The sequence below is a fragment of the Aquimarina sp. Aq107 genome, assembly GCF_943733665.1.
Lineage (GTDB): Bacteria > Bacteroidota > Bacteroidia > Flavobacteriales > Flavobacteriaceae > Aquimarina.
The window spans coordinates 4,989,756-5,005,902 of sequence record NZ_OX030782.1 but is presented as its reverse complement, the minus strand read 5'-3'; the positions used below and the strand labels follow the sequence as shown (position 1 = coordinate 5,005,902).

Sequence of the window (16,147 nt, the reverse complement as noted above, 5' to 3'; positions counted from 1 at the left end):
GTAATTAATAGTGATCAGAAATTATATAGAATTGCTAAGACCCACATGTACATAGCAGTAGTAATTCTATAACTTTAAAAAAATGATTTAAACTAATGCTTTTTCTTTTAAAGAAACTCTTCTATGAATCCTACTTAAACTTTCTGGTTTAATTCCTAGTATATTTGCTATGTATTTTTGAGGAATTCGTTGTAAAAGCTCTGGTTTCTCTTTAACCAAATTAGAGTATCTTTTTTCAGGTTTGTCATGAGTTAATGACATTGCGATGTTTAAGCATCTAATTGCCATTTTTTCAGCAATTCTTCTGCTAAACCTTTCGAACCTCTGATCCATCGAATAGAGTTTGTTTAACATTTTTTTTCGTATTAGAAGTAGTTCTGAATCCTCTAGGGCTTGAAAATTTAGTTTGCTTTTCAAACCAGAATCAAAACTTTGTAAATCTACAATTACTGAATTTTCTAAAGAGACATCACAAGTAATCTCATCGCCATCATCTAAATAAAAATGTCTTACACACCCTTTTATGAGGAAGGCCATAAAATCACAAACCTCACCTTCCTGTAAAAGAAAGTTTTTTTTACGAACTGATTTTTCTGTTAAATGATTTTCTAATAAAACTATTTCTGATGAAGTAAAATCTACGATTTGCATAATATTTGGGATATATGTTTTATAATTAAGTTTATTTGTTAGTAGCTAATTCCTTAATGAAGCAAGAAAATAACCTTGGAGTTAATGTCAAATTGTTTAACATTATTACCAATTTTAAAAAACTTCAAGTTTTAACTACTTATCACAATACGTTAGTATTTAGTAGAAGAGAACACCGCACATATAATTACACAAAGTTTTACTGTGCGGTGTTAATAAATTAGTATTGGTAAATGTTATGTTTTAAGATTTAAAAACATAACATTGGATACCTTCATAACGATATCCATAATTATTGACAGCGCTATATCCTTCTCCGTTTACGTCTTCAGGATGATCTAATGTATAGAGATAAGTGTCTGTTCCTCTATATCTATGTAATGGTATTGCCCCATCTGAATTCGAAGTATAAACATATCCTGCAACTCCTTGATAACCGCCAAAATAGGTGTCTCCTTCATGTTTATTTGTAGTATAAAAATAAGTTACCTTAGTTCCTTCTTTTCTTTCAAATCGATATAAAGGAACTGTTTGTTTATTTGGTATTGGACTATCTAATAATGAATATGCCCATCCTTCTTGACGATAACGACCTTGCTGTTGCTGTAAACTTGCTATTTCACTTTGACTATGTGTATAGAAATAGGTTCTCCCAACAGTATCATAAAATCTATACATGATTTTTAATCTCTTATTTATTTCGTAAAAATCAAAATATGCTAGGTATCTAGAATTATCTACATTAGGAGGCAAGCTACTATTTATGCACTCTCTAGCCGCCATCATGTTATTAAGAGCCTCATCTCTTAGAGATCGAATAACTCCTTTATTATCATCAGCTTCAGGAGTATTTTTATCTACCAAGTCCATCGCATTATACACATAGGTCCATTGATTATTTAAATCAATACATTTTCTAGCTATTAATGGATCTTCATTATATGCACCAGTTTGTATGTATTGACTATAGTTGGAAACTTGTTGATATAAAATTACATTGTCTACAGGATTTGATTTAAGAAATTCTACAAATTTATTAAGCTCTTCATTATAATTATCTAGTTCTCCTCTTCCGAACTGAGGCGCATATCCTCTTGCTGTTGAGACTACATTTACTTCTGTAGATTTGTTAACCAAATCTTGCATTTCCGTCTTTTCTACTGTACTTGAACCTCCAATACCAAAGATTGAAAGTATAGAAAGTCCAAAACCTGTTTTAACGGTACTCTTTTCCTGTTCAGATAATTCACTTTCGTTCCAAGTATAAACCAAACTAATAGATCCACCTATAACTTCACTATTAACATAATAGTTACCGTACCTTTCTTTAAATCTTTCAGGAAATCCTGAAACACTTTTTGCTTCTTCAGTTAATTGATCGAAATCAGGATTGCCTATAACGTCGTATTTAGCAGACACCGCATCTATAGTAACTATAGCAGAAATAAATTTTTCATTTAATCTGGTTGCGTCTAAAATATCAGCATCTCTATCAACATTTAAACCGAAAAAACGCGACTTTACAAATGCAGTATCTAATCCTCTTACTCGACGAGTATATTCGTAAAACTCTTCAATTGTCTCGATGTAGGCATAATTACCCTCTATACCATTACCAACTCCAGATGGTAAGTTATTTGATTTAACAATTAAATTTCTGTCAAAAGGAGAGCCATATAATCTACCATCACCACTATTACCAGAAGGATTCCATCCATAACCAGCGCCTATATAATCTCCATTAGGCAATTGATATCCTTTCTGATTAACATCTGTCTCCAAGATATTATCTATACTTTCCTCTTTTTCACAAGAATAGAAAGTAAATACCGCAACTAATACAATTAAAAATGTTCTTTTCATTTTATTGAGTTTTAAAGGTTAAATGATTTGTTAGATCCAAATCTATATCTCTTTAACTACAACACCTTCGGTTTAGTTGTGTTCGGAAAGTTTTTGGTAAGAAACACAAAGAGTTTGTTGTGAATGGAAACATTATACTGTAAAAAACAAATGTCTGTTACGAATGGAAAGATTTTTTTACCCTAGTACTATTGCGGAGTAACCATAAGTAATTTTGAATGACCCATCAATTATTGATTTAAAATATATTTTTAATAATTTTTTAAGTGCTATCTCCACATCATTACGATAATAGAAAACAATATTCGGAACTAATTGTTATTGGAGTATAAATGAAGTAATTCCTCCCTGAACAGTTTTAAAAAAAGTATATCATATTAGAGTACTGACATAGATCTTTAATAGAACTAAGAAAAAAATTGACGAACTTGAAATTAGAGAAGAATTGTTATTGTATACTAAAACTTTCTTTCAGAGATCATTTAATAGACTCAACACAAAGGATTATAACAATGAAAACAGCATCCATAATAAAAATTATGGATGCTGATACTACCTAATAATTTAATAAATGAAGTGGTTTGAAATTTCGTTTTTCTTTCTTTTAAAAATTTTCTAATTCCTATTACCATAAATGCAAGATAGTTGTGAACCCTTTCCAGCTATGGGTTGTTGTATCAAATCGATTAAGTAAGCTCCTAAACCTATCCATAGGAGCATTAGTTCTTTCATAAGCATCTCTATGATCATATAGCGTTTGATCGAAATATTGATCTATATTACCGTTCTGTTTGTTAAAGGAAACATTAATTTGTTTTTAGTCATAGGTTTTTATAGAAAAAGAAGTTATTTGTACTTATCTGTAAGAAACTAGATCTTAGTAATCTTTCGTTTTTTCCATCCTTGATATTCCAGATCTTGATCTTCTCCTATTGCGGGAGCATGAATTCCATTTAGATTGTCACTAGAAAAATCTAAATGCTTTTTATTTTTTGGTTAAAACTCAACTCCTACATAACTGTTATACTTAGATAGACACAATCTCATACTTAATGATATAAACCTATTGCCAGTTTAATATTCGCATTCAAAAAGTGCTTTTACAGTCAATTTTCAACTTTGAAACTCAGTTTTAAGCTTGTAAACAATTACATTAATAATCTATTATTATCAAGGAAATATTTAGAGAAAATCCTCTCTTTTACTTTTGGGATATATGGAATGATTTTTCAACTCTATCATATTTTGGTTAATTACTGTATGTATACAGAGGTTTGATTATAGGTTGTTTACGCAAATATCTAACCCCATTTATTCAAATCAAAAAAGTTTAGACTACTTGATTTATTACTTTTTATTTACTTGTAACTTTTTAACTAATATCGAACCATTCTCATTATATATCTTAACAAAGTATAATCCATCGGGGAATTTAGAAATATCTAGCTTATTTTCTTTATTTCGGTTTTCTAACACTAAAACCTCAGATCCATTCGAATTGAAAACAACTAATTTATCAAACGAATTGGTGGAAAATTGAACAAATGAGGAAGCCGGGTTAGGATATAAGTTAATTAAACCTCTTGATAATGCTGTGGCATCGAAATTTCTAGCTGTTAGTTCTCCTACTTTTATTAATCGCCATTTAGTACAAATTCCTGTGTGTTGCGAAGACACTTGTGTCATCGGAACTGAATCTCCAGTATTGAAACTACAATCTTTCGCTCTTATCCATCCTCCTGTTTCCCTATTTTGAATTCGATAAAATCCTTCTTCATCAGTTGCGACTAATTTCCATTGTGCACACCAATCAGAGGTATCTTTGGACACCTGTGTTATTTCTATTGTATCATTTTGATCCAAACTACATCCGCTAGGTCTAAATCGACCGTTTGACCCTCTATTTTGAATAAAATAATAAGCATTATCAGTAGGGATAAATTCAAATTTTGTAAAATTACCTGTATACTCCTTGTTCGTAAAAACTAAAGGTACAGTTTCATTAGTATCAATGGCTCTGTTTTTAGGTCGAATCCATAATTTGCTAGCTGAATTCTCCAATCTCCATAACGAACTAGCCAATTCATCTTTTGTTTCAGAAACAATTTCAAAATTAAACTCCATCGGACTTTCAATTTTCTCACCTGTAACCAAAATAGGATTATTTCCTTTGTTTGAATCGACTAAGGCATAAAGCTTGGTATTAAAACTTTTAATACTGATAGATTGATTTTGATTAACAATCCAATTCAAACGCATCCAAGTACCAATCTTATCTCCTTGTGCAATCATAGGGTTATCTGATCGTGCTCTATTAACACGCACTACCTTATTAGTTGTTAAAGATTGTAATGCAATATATCCATTTCCAGCATCCTCTACTTTAAATTTTTCAGCATCACCTCGATTATCTTTATTGGCTAACAGAAACCCTCTTTGATTAATACTTACATATTTTTGGATGCTATTAGATTTTAATATTATGACTTTACCTAATGGAGCTCGATCTTTAATATTTTCCTTAAAAGACTTCCAATCTCCTTGTGGCCACATGGTTCTGCACCAATCTGCAAGGTCGTTAATGATTTGTTGATCAATATTATTTTCTTGTAATCTTGGTAAAAGCCTGTAAAAATTATCAGCATGATAATTTTCAGGAAAAGCAAATAATTTACCAGAACCACTATAAGGTACAGGAACGTAGTCTACCGGCTCGACCCGAGCCCATCTAGATGTTGAAGGTGATTCATGATCAGTACGTTGCCAATTTTCTGGATGAAAAGAAGGGTGAGGATTATGTTCAACAATTCTAAGAAAATCTCTTAAAAAAGCCTCAACAATTGCATTGCGAAGATTGGATTCTATTTTGTCTAATGAATCCATTAGTGAAGTATCGCCTGTTCTGCTCGAGAATAGCCACCAGGGATGTGTAGACCTTAGCTCAAAACCTGCCCTATTGGATCCGTTTGCATTTACTCTTTGCTGAAATAATTTTATTTGCGTCCCTATATACCTTAAAGGATTTAGTGGAGTTTCGGTATAGTTGCCTAATTGCAAAACATGTAATTGTTGATAAGGCCAATCTACAGGTTTCTCTGCTGCAGGTTGCTTATTTCCCGCATTAAGAGTCATTTGCAATTGATACCACGCTGTACTAAAATAATCTCCAACCATTGGATCTTGACCTGGAAAATTATTAATATTATCTGCAACTATATGAGGTGCAACATTAAAAACACTTCTTGACCTAAAGGGCCATGATCTAGCTTCTCCTTGATCTCCATAAATAATAGTACTTTTATCTTCTAAATTAAATTCTTGTACTAACTCCCAAGAATGTAAAGCTAATAATTTAGCTAATTGCAACTTGGCTTCTTCAAATGTATATCCATTATTGATATTATCAAATGCCTCTCCATCTTGAACACGCCATTTACCTTTGGTGTTAGTAGAATTCTTATTCATAAAATCCCTAATACCATCTTCTAACAGGTCTAAAGTCTCCACTAAAATTTCACTAGCAATCAATTGATTAACCCCCTTCTCATTTAGTTCTTTTCGAGCTTTGATATAAGATTTATAAGCATCTCCATTCTTGTAAAAATATGGTTTCCAGATATCTAATGGATGAGTAACCGGAAGCCAAGAATTCCAGTCGGGAAACTGAATTGCGATAGGAATTTCTCTTATATTTAAAGTTTTACTATGATCTATTACCTCAGCAAGATTATTTTGTGAAGTTCCTTTAGGAAACAGAAAAGGTAACATTTCTTCATCTTTTTCTAAAACTTGTTTATGGCCAGCACCTTCTGCCCACCGACTTACTGGTCTTTTATCCAATCCTGGTCCAGGTTGATATGGAGGGTTCCAAGGCTTTGCATTTTTTGGAGCCGGTGTATTTAAAGATCGAATATATGAAGCAATTTGTTTTGCTTCTATTTCTGTAAGCCCATGGAATTTTGATCTTTCAATTATTGAATAATTACTATAATTAAAGTATTTTAAATCCCTACCATCCTGAGCATGACAAGAAGTACACTTAGCATTTATATTTACTGGATTTACAGAACTTTCTTTTAATTGTTTATTATACCAAAGATTACTTCCTACAGCTATGTCGGAAGCGTTATTCAATGGCGCTTGCCACATAGTAGGATCTTCAATTTCAAAATTTGAGCCATTCCAAATATTAACAAAATCCGTTTTTTTTAGATTGATACCGATGATTCTTAAACCGGTACTAAAACCATCGGTTCCATTAAATCTAAAAGTGATTGTATTTGAACCATTTTTAAGTCCAATGATATTATGTGTCAATCTTACTGTATGATATCCACCAGCTATTCCGCCATAACTTTTCTCCGCAGTATAAACATTTGTTGTTTCATCAGTAATATCAACCCATTTCTCATTATTAACTCTAATACTTAGTTTTGCTATTTTACTTGGAATATCTACATGATTGCGATAAGCAGGGCGATGAATCTTCAAGAATAATCTTTGAATATCTGAGGCGTTTTCTAAATTAAAAGAAATTTTTTTGGTTGTAGATGTACTTCCGAAAATTTCAATTGGTAATTTAATTTTATCATTATTCTGTGCGGTTAATGAAGATAGAATCAAAAAATTGAAAAACACAAAAAAACTAATTTTCAAAAATTTATAGTCATTTATTTTTTTAATATTTGTTGATTTCTTTAAGACGTAACTATCAAAACGCACTAAATTTTCCATTTTTCCTTCTTTTTAAATTTTCTGATTCTATCCCCATAAATGATTATTTTTTATTTATTCCAAGGATTTGAATTATTTAGAATATAAACTTTTAATGATGCAACATTGCAAGAAGTTTCTGTTGTTGTAATCGTAGGTCAATGAGGTTAAATAAGAGTTAACTTTTCTTTTTTTCTTAAATCATCGCAATTTAAAAAGGGCTTTAGCTCTTAACAAAACTAAACCTATACAATTTCAATGCAGATCGGTATAGTTTAAGTCATTCAGAATGTAAATTATCATATAAGTCACCATTCATACTGAATAGTTTCTAGATATTTTTGAAAAGACAAATAAAATCTCTAGAAATCTATGCTTTTTAATAATATCAAGTTATACCTTTTATTTTCAATAAAGGAAAATTAGAACAAACTTCTGAATCAAATTTTCATAGAAATTTCTTTTGGTAAATCGAAAGAATATTTCTAAACATCATTCCCAATGGGTTATTGAGTTTAAATTATCCGTTTTCAAACCGGACAACAGCTCGTTCAATTTTAATCTCTCATATATGTTAATTAACTCATCCGGTACGGCGTCTGGAAAATGAATTTTAGGTGGAGGTATTTTATCTACCATTTCGTCCAATTCATATTTTAGAGTATTCGATAGTCCCTCACGGGGGACCAAATACAAGGTTTGTTCTATAATAGAATTATTAGGGATGGTTGAATTACTTTTAATTGTTGGTAAAATTCCAATACCATTATTCCATGACATAGTGTTAAGAAAATAATCTGCATTGGCATGTGATCGAATATCATTTTTTCCATAAACTAAAGCTAGTGCATCATTTGTTCTAGGGTTTTTTGTGTTAAATGCAATAGCATAGCCCTGAGTTTCGGAAGCTCTGAACCAAGGGTAGTTAGGTATGTTTTGTTCCAGTCTATACCACCAATTTGGTCTTCCAGAATCATCAATTGACAAAGCCAATCCATCAAATACATCTTCACTTCCATTCATAGGGGTCCAGCCTTCAAGATACAAGTCAGTCCATCGTTGTGAATCACCAAATAATTTTGGATTCCCTATTGATACGATTCTATGAATTTTAATATAACCATTCTCATGAACACTATAACGTGTTAGGGAAGAATGAATACCCGTCATAGCAATTTGATTTTGGGATTTCCATTGGAGCTTAGGTACACTGTAAATATCTATTTGGTTTTTATCTTTATTTACATTCACAGAAATTGTTTCAGATAACTGATTATCAAATGTACCTCCTTGGGTAACATTATAGCGATGCTCAAATGACGGTAAATTAGATGCTGTATTTTTAATATCTCCATTAAAGCTCCATAAGGTCCACTGGACAACCCTATCTGTTTGTTCTCCATTAAAAGTAGGAGAAAGTAATTGCTTAAATGATTCAGTCCGATCTCTTATTTCCGATATGACACCACCTGTTCCAATACGTAAATCATAAGTTGCAACATCATTTTTTTTCATTATAATCCAAATGTCGTCTAAATAGGAGGTTACTTCTCCTGACCAATTAACTTCTGGATCATTTGAAGTTTTTAGAATATCAAAGCTATTCTGCTCAATTGATTTTCCTTCCGATGATGTGCCATTTTCTAAATTTATTTCACAACTAAAAAACAAAATTGAAAAAACAGAAACATTTAAAAATATAATCAGTTTTTTTATCATTTTATTAAAACATATTATCTGAAATTGGTTTTCCATATTTTGAATTTACTATAATTCAACAAAAAATCTAATTTTAAAATATAGAAAACCAATTATGCATCTTATTAAACAAAGTATTCTTATAAGCCTGAAATTTCAAATTCTTCCCAAGATCCAATATTGACGCGATTGCAAGTCATTGGGATCCTACCATCTTCTGAGCTAATATATCTACCATTATTACCCTTTATTACGTATTTATTTCCTCCTATTGAAACCAAAGTAAACTGTTCCCAATCTCCTATTTCAGATCGATTACAGGTAATTGCACTCAATCCATTTTCACTACTTACATACTTACCATTATCCCCCTTAAAAGCAACTTTTCCTCCTTCTAATCTTATGATTTCAAATTTTTCCCAACTTTGAGCTACTGTTCTATTACAATTCATTGGTTGATAACCAAATTCGCTACTAACAAATCTGCCATTAACTCCTTTAAAATCAATTAGAATTGGAGGATACATTTGATTTATACCAGCAATATCAGCGTTAGATAAACCACTACGTTGTGCACTGTAAGTATCACCATTAAGTCTTGTTATAGTAGGTTGCCCATTTTTAGAAAAAGCAAACGAATTATACATCATTATACTTCCGAAATCTAAATTAGAAGTATATTCATTTCCATCTAGTCCTTGTTCATTATAAGTTCTAAAATTATGCTCCTTACCCTCTTCTATATTTTGAAATAATATGTTCACATATTGATTTCTGTCTTTTCTACTTTGTTCATGCCATAAACCAATAGCATGACCAATCTCGTGGATCGTATTACCAGTAGAGCATCCATTTTCTAAAGTAATATCTTGTCGACCACCAATGCGACCTACAAAAGAAGAACATCCAGAGCCGTTTTTAAAATAAATATAGTCTTTCTGATCTGTACGCTTAATAAATCTTAATGAAGTTATGGATTCCCAGTGTGCAATAGCATCTATGATCCTAGATGTAAAAGGCATTCCGTTTTCAATAGAATAAAACACTGTATTATTTAACCACCGGTTTCCAGTTCTACCAACGCTTTTATTATTGTTAGCCAACAATACTTTAATATCTCCTTCTAATATATAATCTTGACCAATATTTTCAACTGTTACCTGTGATCTATTTAAAGAAATTTGCAATAATTTTCCTGTTTGATTTGGGTAAGCTTGTTCAGTAATTAAATCTATATTACTATTTATTAGACTATTATACTCATTTGATTCAGGTTCACAAGACAAAAATAGATGAGATAAAATCATCAGAAATAATAATGTTTGAAGTAATTTTATACTATTTTTCATTCGTCTAATTGTTTAGATTTTCTTCATTTTTCCTTGTTAGCTTAATAATCTAATTTTTAAACGTAAAATTAATTTCAAGTACTAAGTAAGGACGTTAAAATTTATACGACCAAAAATATATTGCAGGTTTTTATTTTAAGATAACTTTGGTTAAGATCACACACTAAATCCAAAAAAAAGAACTTTTTTCTAGATTTTAGTTCATTTTTTTGTAGTTTGGATTAGATGTATTTCATAGACTTTTTAATTACTCCAAAATATTATGTTAAAATACCTACATTTTCTTTTTGTACTTTCTTATTCTATGTATTGTACATCTCAACAAACTGATGTCATTCACGTTAATAAAAGAATTGATTCCCTAAACAATGCTTCTTTAAAAAATTATATGAAAGGAGAGCAAAAAGGTTTTGAAATTGCTAAGAAAGCTCACAAAGAAGCTATTGAAACTCAATATTTATATGGTATAGTCCAATCTAGAAGTAGAATGTCTCTGTATGATTTAAGAAACACTGAATATAGAGGATCCTTAGAACAATTATTTACTTCTATTAATATTTTAAAAGTACTTCTTGCGAATAACGATTTAGATGATGATTTAAAAGAAAGGTATCTTGCAGAAATGCATCGTACTTACCTAAAAATATTTAACGTTTATAGAATTTTAGATAATTATGAGATGCAATTTAGATATGCAAAATTGTCCGAAGAATATCTCTTAAAAATTAATTACACTCAATCGCAATTAATTAGAGTTAAAGCTGCTCAAGCCACAGTGTATGAAAAACTAGAATTATTTCAGAAATCTTTATTAATGTACGAAGAGGTTATGGTTTTTTATAAACAAAGTAATAATCATAATGTAACTGCAGATCTTTATAACGTTATTGCGGAACTTCATTTAAAAAATGACCAATTAAAAAAATCAGAAATTTCAACCGATAGCTCTTTCGTTTACGCTAATAAGGCTTCTAATAAAATTATAATAAAAAGTGCTTTACTAATTAAGGCTAAAATAGCTAATGAAAGACAAAAATTTGAAAAAGCTCTAAAATATATTGACAAAATTAGTGATCTATTTAAGCAAAAAAATAATGATCCATATGTTAATCTAGAACTTGGAAAATCTTTTTTAGGACTGAATAAATCAAAAAAAGCAGAAAAATATTTAAACGAAGCTTTATCCTTATATCTTAAAGAGAATGCTAACAAAATGGTTTACGATACGGCAAATGTACTGAAGCAATTATATACAAAAACTAATAATATATCTAAACAAACACAATTAAATTCGTTAATCGAAAATTATGACAAAAAATTACTTGAATCAAAACTCTCAATTACCTTAAAAGAAATAGATCAACTCGAATCTACTTTTCTAGATAAAAAATACTTAGATTCCTTAATAGATTATGACCGTAATGTATTTAAATTTATCAAAATATTTTCTATATTAACTGTTATATTGTTAATGATATGGATCTATCGAAAAAAACTATTGGTTAATTAGTAATTACTAAAGATCAAGTCATTATTTATTGAGTTTATTACGATTCTGAGGAAACCTTAAAAATATCCAAATATGAGTGTCACAAAAAAAATAATAACAATTATCCCAAATTTTATTATTTTTTTAATAATAAACATAGGAATGATTTATGTTATTTCGACATTGGATTTTATCAAACTTTCTAAAGCTAAATTAATAACGTTTGTCGGATTACATTTACTTCAATCATTATTTTTCATATTTCTATTTTTAATCTTTGTGCCCGAATTTATTCCAAAAATAAAACAGGAGAAAAAAATAGGTAGCAAATTAGTTTACCTATTACTAATATGGATATTAATGTCCCTATCCTCTTCACTAATTCACGAAAACTTGATTAAAACTAATTCTAGTATTGTATTATTAATTATTTATGCTTCAGTACACCTGATTAATATTGTAATTTTTCTTAAAACCTTTACAAATCTATTTTTATTCAAAAAGGAAGAATTTTCTTTTAATTCCGAATATAATAGTAAAATTAAAAATGATGAAACAATAAAAGAAAATCTAAATAATCGCATAACTCTTGTTGGAAAATCAAATAATGATAACTTGATTTTAAATATCAATAAAATCTATTTTATAAAATCTAGCGATAATTATTGCGAAATAAAATACTTGAAAGATGGGAAAATTAATACTAATCTTTTTCGAGTAAGCATTAGCGATTTAGAGAAGCAAATTAAAAGTGAATTTGTTATCAGAGCGCATAAATCATATCTTGTTAATCTATTACACATATCTGATATAAAGGGAAATGTTAACAATACTAAAGCTACCTTAATCATTTGTAATACTAAAATACCTATATCTAGATCTAGAAGAGAAATGGTTATTAAGAAGTTTAAAACTATAACGTAAATACCTATATAATTCGTTACATTTAAAAATAGTAAATAAACGCATCGTTTCATATCAAAGAATTTTCCGTCAATAGTATTATATTTCTAAAATAATAATCCCTGTAAACTTTACTTAACAGAGATAGTTCTGAGGTAAAATGAGATTAATTAATAACTAACTTCTTAACTATTGCCTTTTTGGTTTTATATACTTTTAGAAGATAAACTCCTTTGCTAAGACCATGTATCGTATGATTTTTTTGTCTAATAGTATCGATACTTCTTACCGCTCTTCCAGAAAGGTCAAATAAAGTAATCTTGCTAGTGTCATTATATTCCGACATTATAATATTAACCGTTCCATTACTTGGATTAGGAAACACCTGAATATTTTCTGTTTCTTCTTTAAGTAAATCTTCTTCTTCAAATACTCGTTGTTCACAGTCAGATTCAAAACTTATCCAATCTAACTGAATATTTCTACTTGCATCATGGAAATAGAGGTAGACTACATGATTCCCCGAACCAGATATATTAACAGTTTTCTCTACATAGTTATTCCATCCTCCCGTATTTTCTGGATATATTTCAGCAATATTATTACTATCCTCATTGTTATCAATTCTTAGCTTCATATAACCATTTTGGTTATTTCCTTTAGAGTATCTAAATGTAAATTTACCTCCTGATATATCCACATTGTCAAACTTCAACCAATGAGAATAACTAATATTAGTTACTATCCCATTTGCATTATTCAATTGATAAAAATTATCTGTATTATTTTCTGCTTGTATTTTATCACAAGTAGAACCTCCCGTATCACCGTTCGATTCTTCAAATCTTATCCAATTAATATTAAAAAGGCCTCCAGAAATATCTAATCGTAATACTTGATTCGCATTCCCACTGGTGATTTCTACATTTTCTATACGAACATTTTGCCAAGATTGCCATCCATTAGTATTAGGAATAGCTATAGAACCCAATTCTGATGTTCCTAGTTTAAGCGATAATGATTTGGAGTTATTTTGAGTACTTGCGACTCTTAAGACTATGTCATAAGTTCCAGGAGTAACATTTCCTATTGTATACTCTAACCATTCTCCATTAGCTGTCCATCCTAGGTTAGTACCACTCCCAGTATCGGATGTATTCTGTAGATCAACACCCTCATCTGTTCTACCTTGACCTCCATTATTACTTGAATCAGAATCATTGTAAGCAACTCCTTGCCCTCCATTATCATAATTTTCTGCTTCTATTATTCCAGGAATAGTATGGTTTACAAATGGCGATTGAATAGGATCTACTACATCTCCTTGTTCTATAACCACATTACCTAAACTAATAGGACAATCGTTATTACCCCAACGACCCCATACATCATAAATTCCTGGAGCAACATTATCAAAAGTTGCAGAACCTAAATTATCATTTACATTTAGAGGATATGTTAACCCTCCATCCCTACTAAATTCTATAGCTCCTCTATCAGGTTCATCAGAAAACGTAAAAGTGATTTTTCCATCATTAGCTCCTTCCACAGTTTCATTAGTTACAGTTACAGAAGCTGCTGGAAAAGGAGTACCATTACAATCTGGAGTATCTACATTATCCGTAATTGCTTTAAAATTTCCTGATAAATGCATAAAACTCATCATATATAACAACCCATCATAATATCTAAATTGACCAGAAGGAATTGGAGTATCAAAAAACTCATCTACAAAAGGCCATACTTTTGCATCTTCTAGAGCCAAAGCCCCAACTGCATTACATGCTACTAAACCAGGAGAATGATCATTATTTCTACTAAATGAACCATCTAATGTCCATAAGGTACTATACCCAGGTTTATCTTTAAAAAAATTAATCTGCTTATCTATTAATGGTTGTATATCGTTTTTACTTTTTTGAAACCAAGCAAAATCAAATCCCATATTCATAATATTTCGCCAAGCATCAAACTCAAAATTCCCATGATTTCCTTGATTTACAGGTCTACCATCAAACTCCGAATAATCTGGCATTAATCCAGTCTGAGGATGTGCGGCTCTCGGAAGTAAATAAGTACGGCTTACTGTCGCCATATCTGCCCATAATTGATTATTACTATCAGCTTCTCTAGCCCATATTTCATAAAAAGCCGGAAGATGATATGATGGATCTGTAAAACTTGCAGAGTTCCCACAAATTCCGAAAACTATTTGCTTTTCATTCTGATCTACCAAACCAGTTGGACAACCTCCTAAACTTGGTGCTGGTTTATTAAGCATACTATCAAGAATATAATTTGCCGCTGCTCTATAATCAATAGAACCATTACTACCCCAAAGAGCATCTGCAAAGAACAAAGCTGTTACAAAATATTCTTCTCCATCTGGTGCAGAATTTTGGTCAATCATAGAAAAATTTGACCGACTTAATTGCCAGGAAAACAAGCCTTCTCTATCTGTCCCCTCTGGGTGTTGACTATAAGTTTCTGCAAAACGCCATAATTTATCAAACTGTGCTTTCTTTCCTAGTTGAACACAGATCATCATTCCATAAGACATTCCTTCTGATCTTATATCATTATTTCCTGTATCCAAAATATAAGCCATATCATTACCTACCTCGTAATAAAGTCTTTCATTGTTACTATCTCCGTTTACAAAATAATGCTCCCAGATAGCGTTCATCTTTTGTTGTACTTCCGTTTCGGTTTTTCCAGATTCTACAAACATGTTTCTATATATTCCAGATTCGAATGAAGGTACTGCCGGAATAACCGGAGCTTGTCTTGGTGGTGGTGGAGATCCCAAAAAGGTAAAAGTAATTCGATCTAAAAATGTATCATTTGATCCATTATCTGTTATTAATTCCAAAGAAAAATTAAGAGGACTACTGCCTATAATGGTAATCTCTCTAGAACTATTAGAAGTAGAAGCTCCAGAAAAACTAAACGAACTAACATTATCGCCTATATTTAAATTAATCTTAGCCTCAGTATCATTGGAGGATGCTCCTCTTATTTCTACTTTATATAGACCTGGTAATGTTGAAAGATTAATTGATCCTTCGGCCTTATCACCATTACCATAAAAACCAATACCGTTAAATGGTGAATCAATTGCTCCTACATACGGACCGCTAATGTTTAAATCTTCAATCTGAACAGTAGTTTGTCCAGAAACGATTACTCCACAGAGTAAAAATAATTTTAAAAAAATAGTTTTAATTGTTTTCATAAGAAGTGTGTGTTTAGAAATTTGGTTAATCTAAACTATGACATTTATATAAAAACAATTAGTAAATAATTAAACAGATAAAAATCTATCAAAAAATGTGTTTAATCAACATCTTTCATATACATGAAATTTTTATTTAAATTAATTTAAATAATTGAAAATCAGTGGATTATGTTTATTTTTAAATTGTGTAATTTTTAGTTTTTTTACGAAACCGTTTTCGTAAAAAATCCCTGAAAATCTTTA

The 16,147-nt window shown here is 30.4% G+C and carries 8 protein-coding genes; 2 read left to right on the top strand and 6 right to left on the bottom strand.

From position 1 onward, the window contains the following. Positions 1–87: 87 nt before the first annotated feature. From NMK29_RS21630 to NMK29_RS21610, 5 genes are all read right to left on the bottom strand, one after another. The gene (locus NMK29_RS21630; RefSeq protein ID WP_108804713.1) at positions 88–651 is read right to left on the bottom strand and encodes a Crp/Fnr family transcriptional regulator; all 564 of its coding nucleotides are present in this window, start codon (positions 649–651) and stop codon (positions 88–90) included. A 243-nt stretch (positions 652–894) separates the two neighbouring features. After that, positions 895–2,514 carry a hypothetical protein gene (locus tag NMK29_RS21625; protein ID WP_108804712.1) on the bottom strand — a complete coding sequence of 540 codons (1,620 nt, stop codon included), beginning with the start codon at positions 2,512–2,514 and terminating at the stop codon, positions 895–897. A 1,347-nt stretch (positions 2,515–3,861) separates the two neighbouring features. Then, a complete protein-coding gene (locus NMK29_RS21620) occupies positions 3,862–7,248 on the bottom strand; it encodes a T9SS type A sorting domain-containing protein (RefSeq protein ID WP_108804711.1) in 3,387 nt (1,128 codons plus the stop codon). Positions 7,249–7,719: 471 nt separating this feature from the next. Next, complete coding sequence (locus NMK29_RS21615) at positions 7,720–8,946, bottom strand: hypothetical protein (RefSeq protein ID WP_159092311.1); 1,227 nt, start codon at positions 8,944–8,946, stop codon at positions 7,720–7,722. Positions 8,947–9,065: 119 nt separating this feature from the next. Continuing rightward, the gene (locus tag NMK29_RS21610) at positions 9,066–10,274 is read right to left on the bottom strand and encodes a M12 family metallopeptidase (RefSeq protein ID WP_234424313.1); all 1,209 of its coding nucleotides are present in this window, start codon (positions 10,272–10,274) and stop codon (positions 9,066–9,068) included. 262 nt (positions 10,275–10,536) lie between these two features. Here NMK29_RS21610 and NMK29_RS21605 point away from each other — a divergent pair, with 262 nt between their 5' ends. Beyond that, positions 10,537–11,784: a lipopolysaccharide assembly protein LapB gene (locus tag NMK29_RS21605; protein ID WP_108804709.1), complete on the top strand. Its 1,248-nt coding sequence runs from the start codon at positions 10,537–10,539 to the stop codon at positions 11,782–11,784. A gap of 339 nt (positions 11,785–12,123) precedes the next feature. Beyond that, entirely contained in the window at positions 12,124–12,687 is a 564-nt protein-coding gene (locus NMK29_RS21600; RefSeq protein WP_159092310.1) for a LytTR family DNA-binding domain-containing protein, read from the top strand. 145 nt (positions 12,688–12,832) lie between these two features. On the opposite strand, the gene NMK29_RS21595 is transcribed toward NMK29_RS21600, so the two are convergent. Beyond that, positions 12,833–15,901 carry a glycosyl hydrolase family 8 gene (locus NMK29_RS21595; RefSeq protein ID WP_108804707.1) on the bottom strand — a complete coding sequence of 1,023 codons (3,069 nt, stop codon included), beginning with the start codon at positions 15,899–15,901 and terminating at the stop codon, positions 12,833–12,835. Between the last annotated feature and the right edge of the window lie 246 nt (positions 15,902–16,147).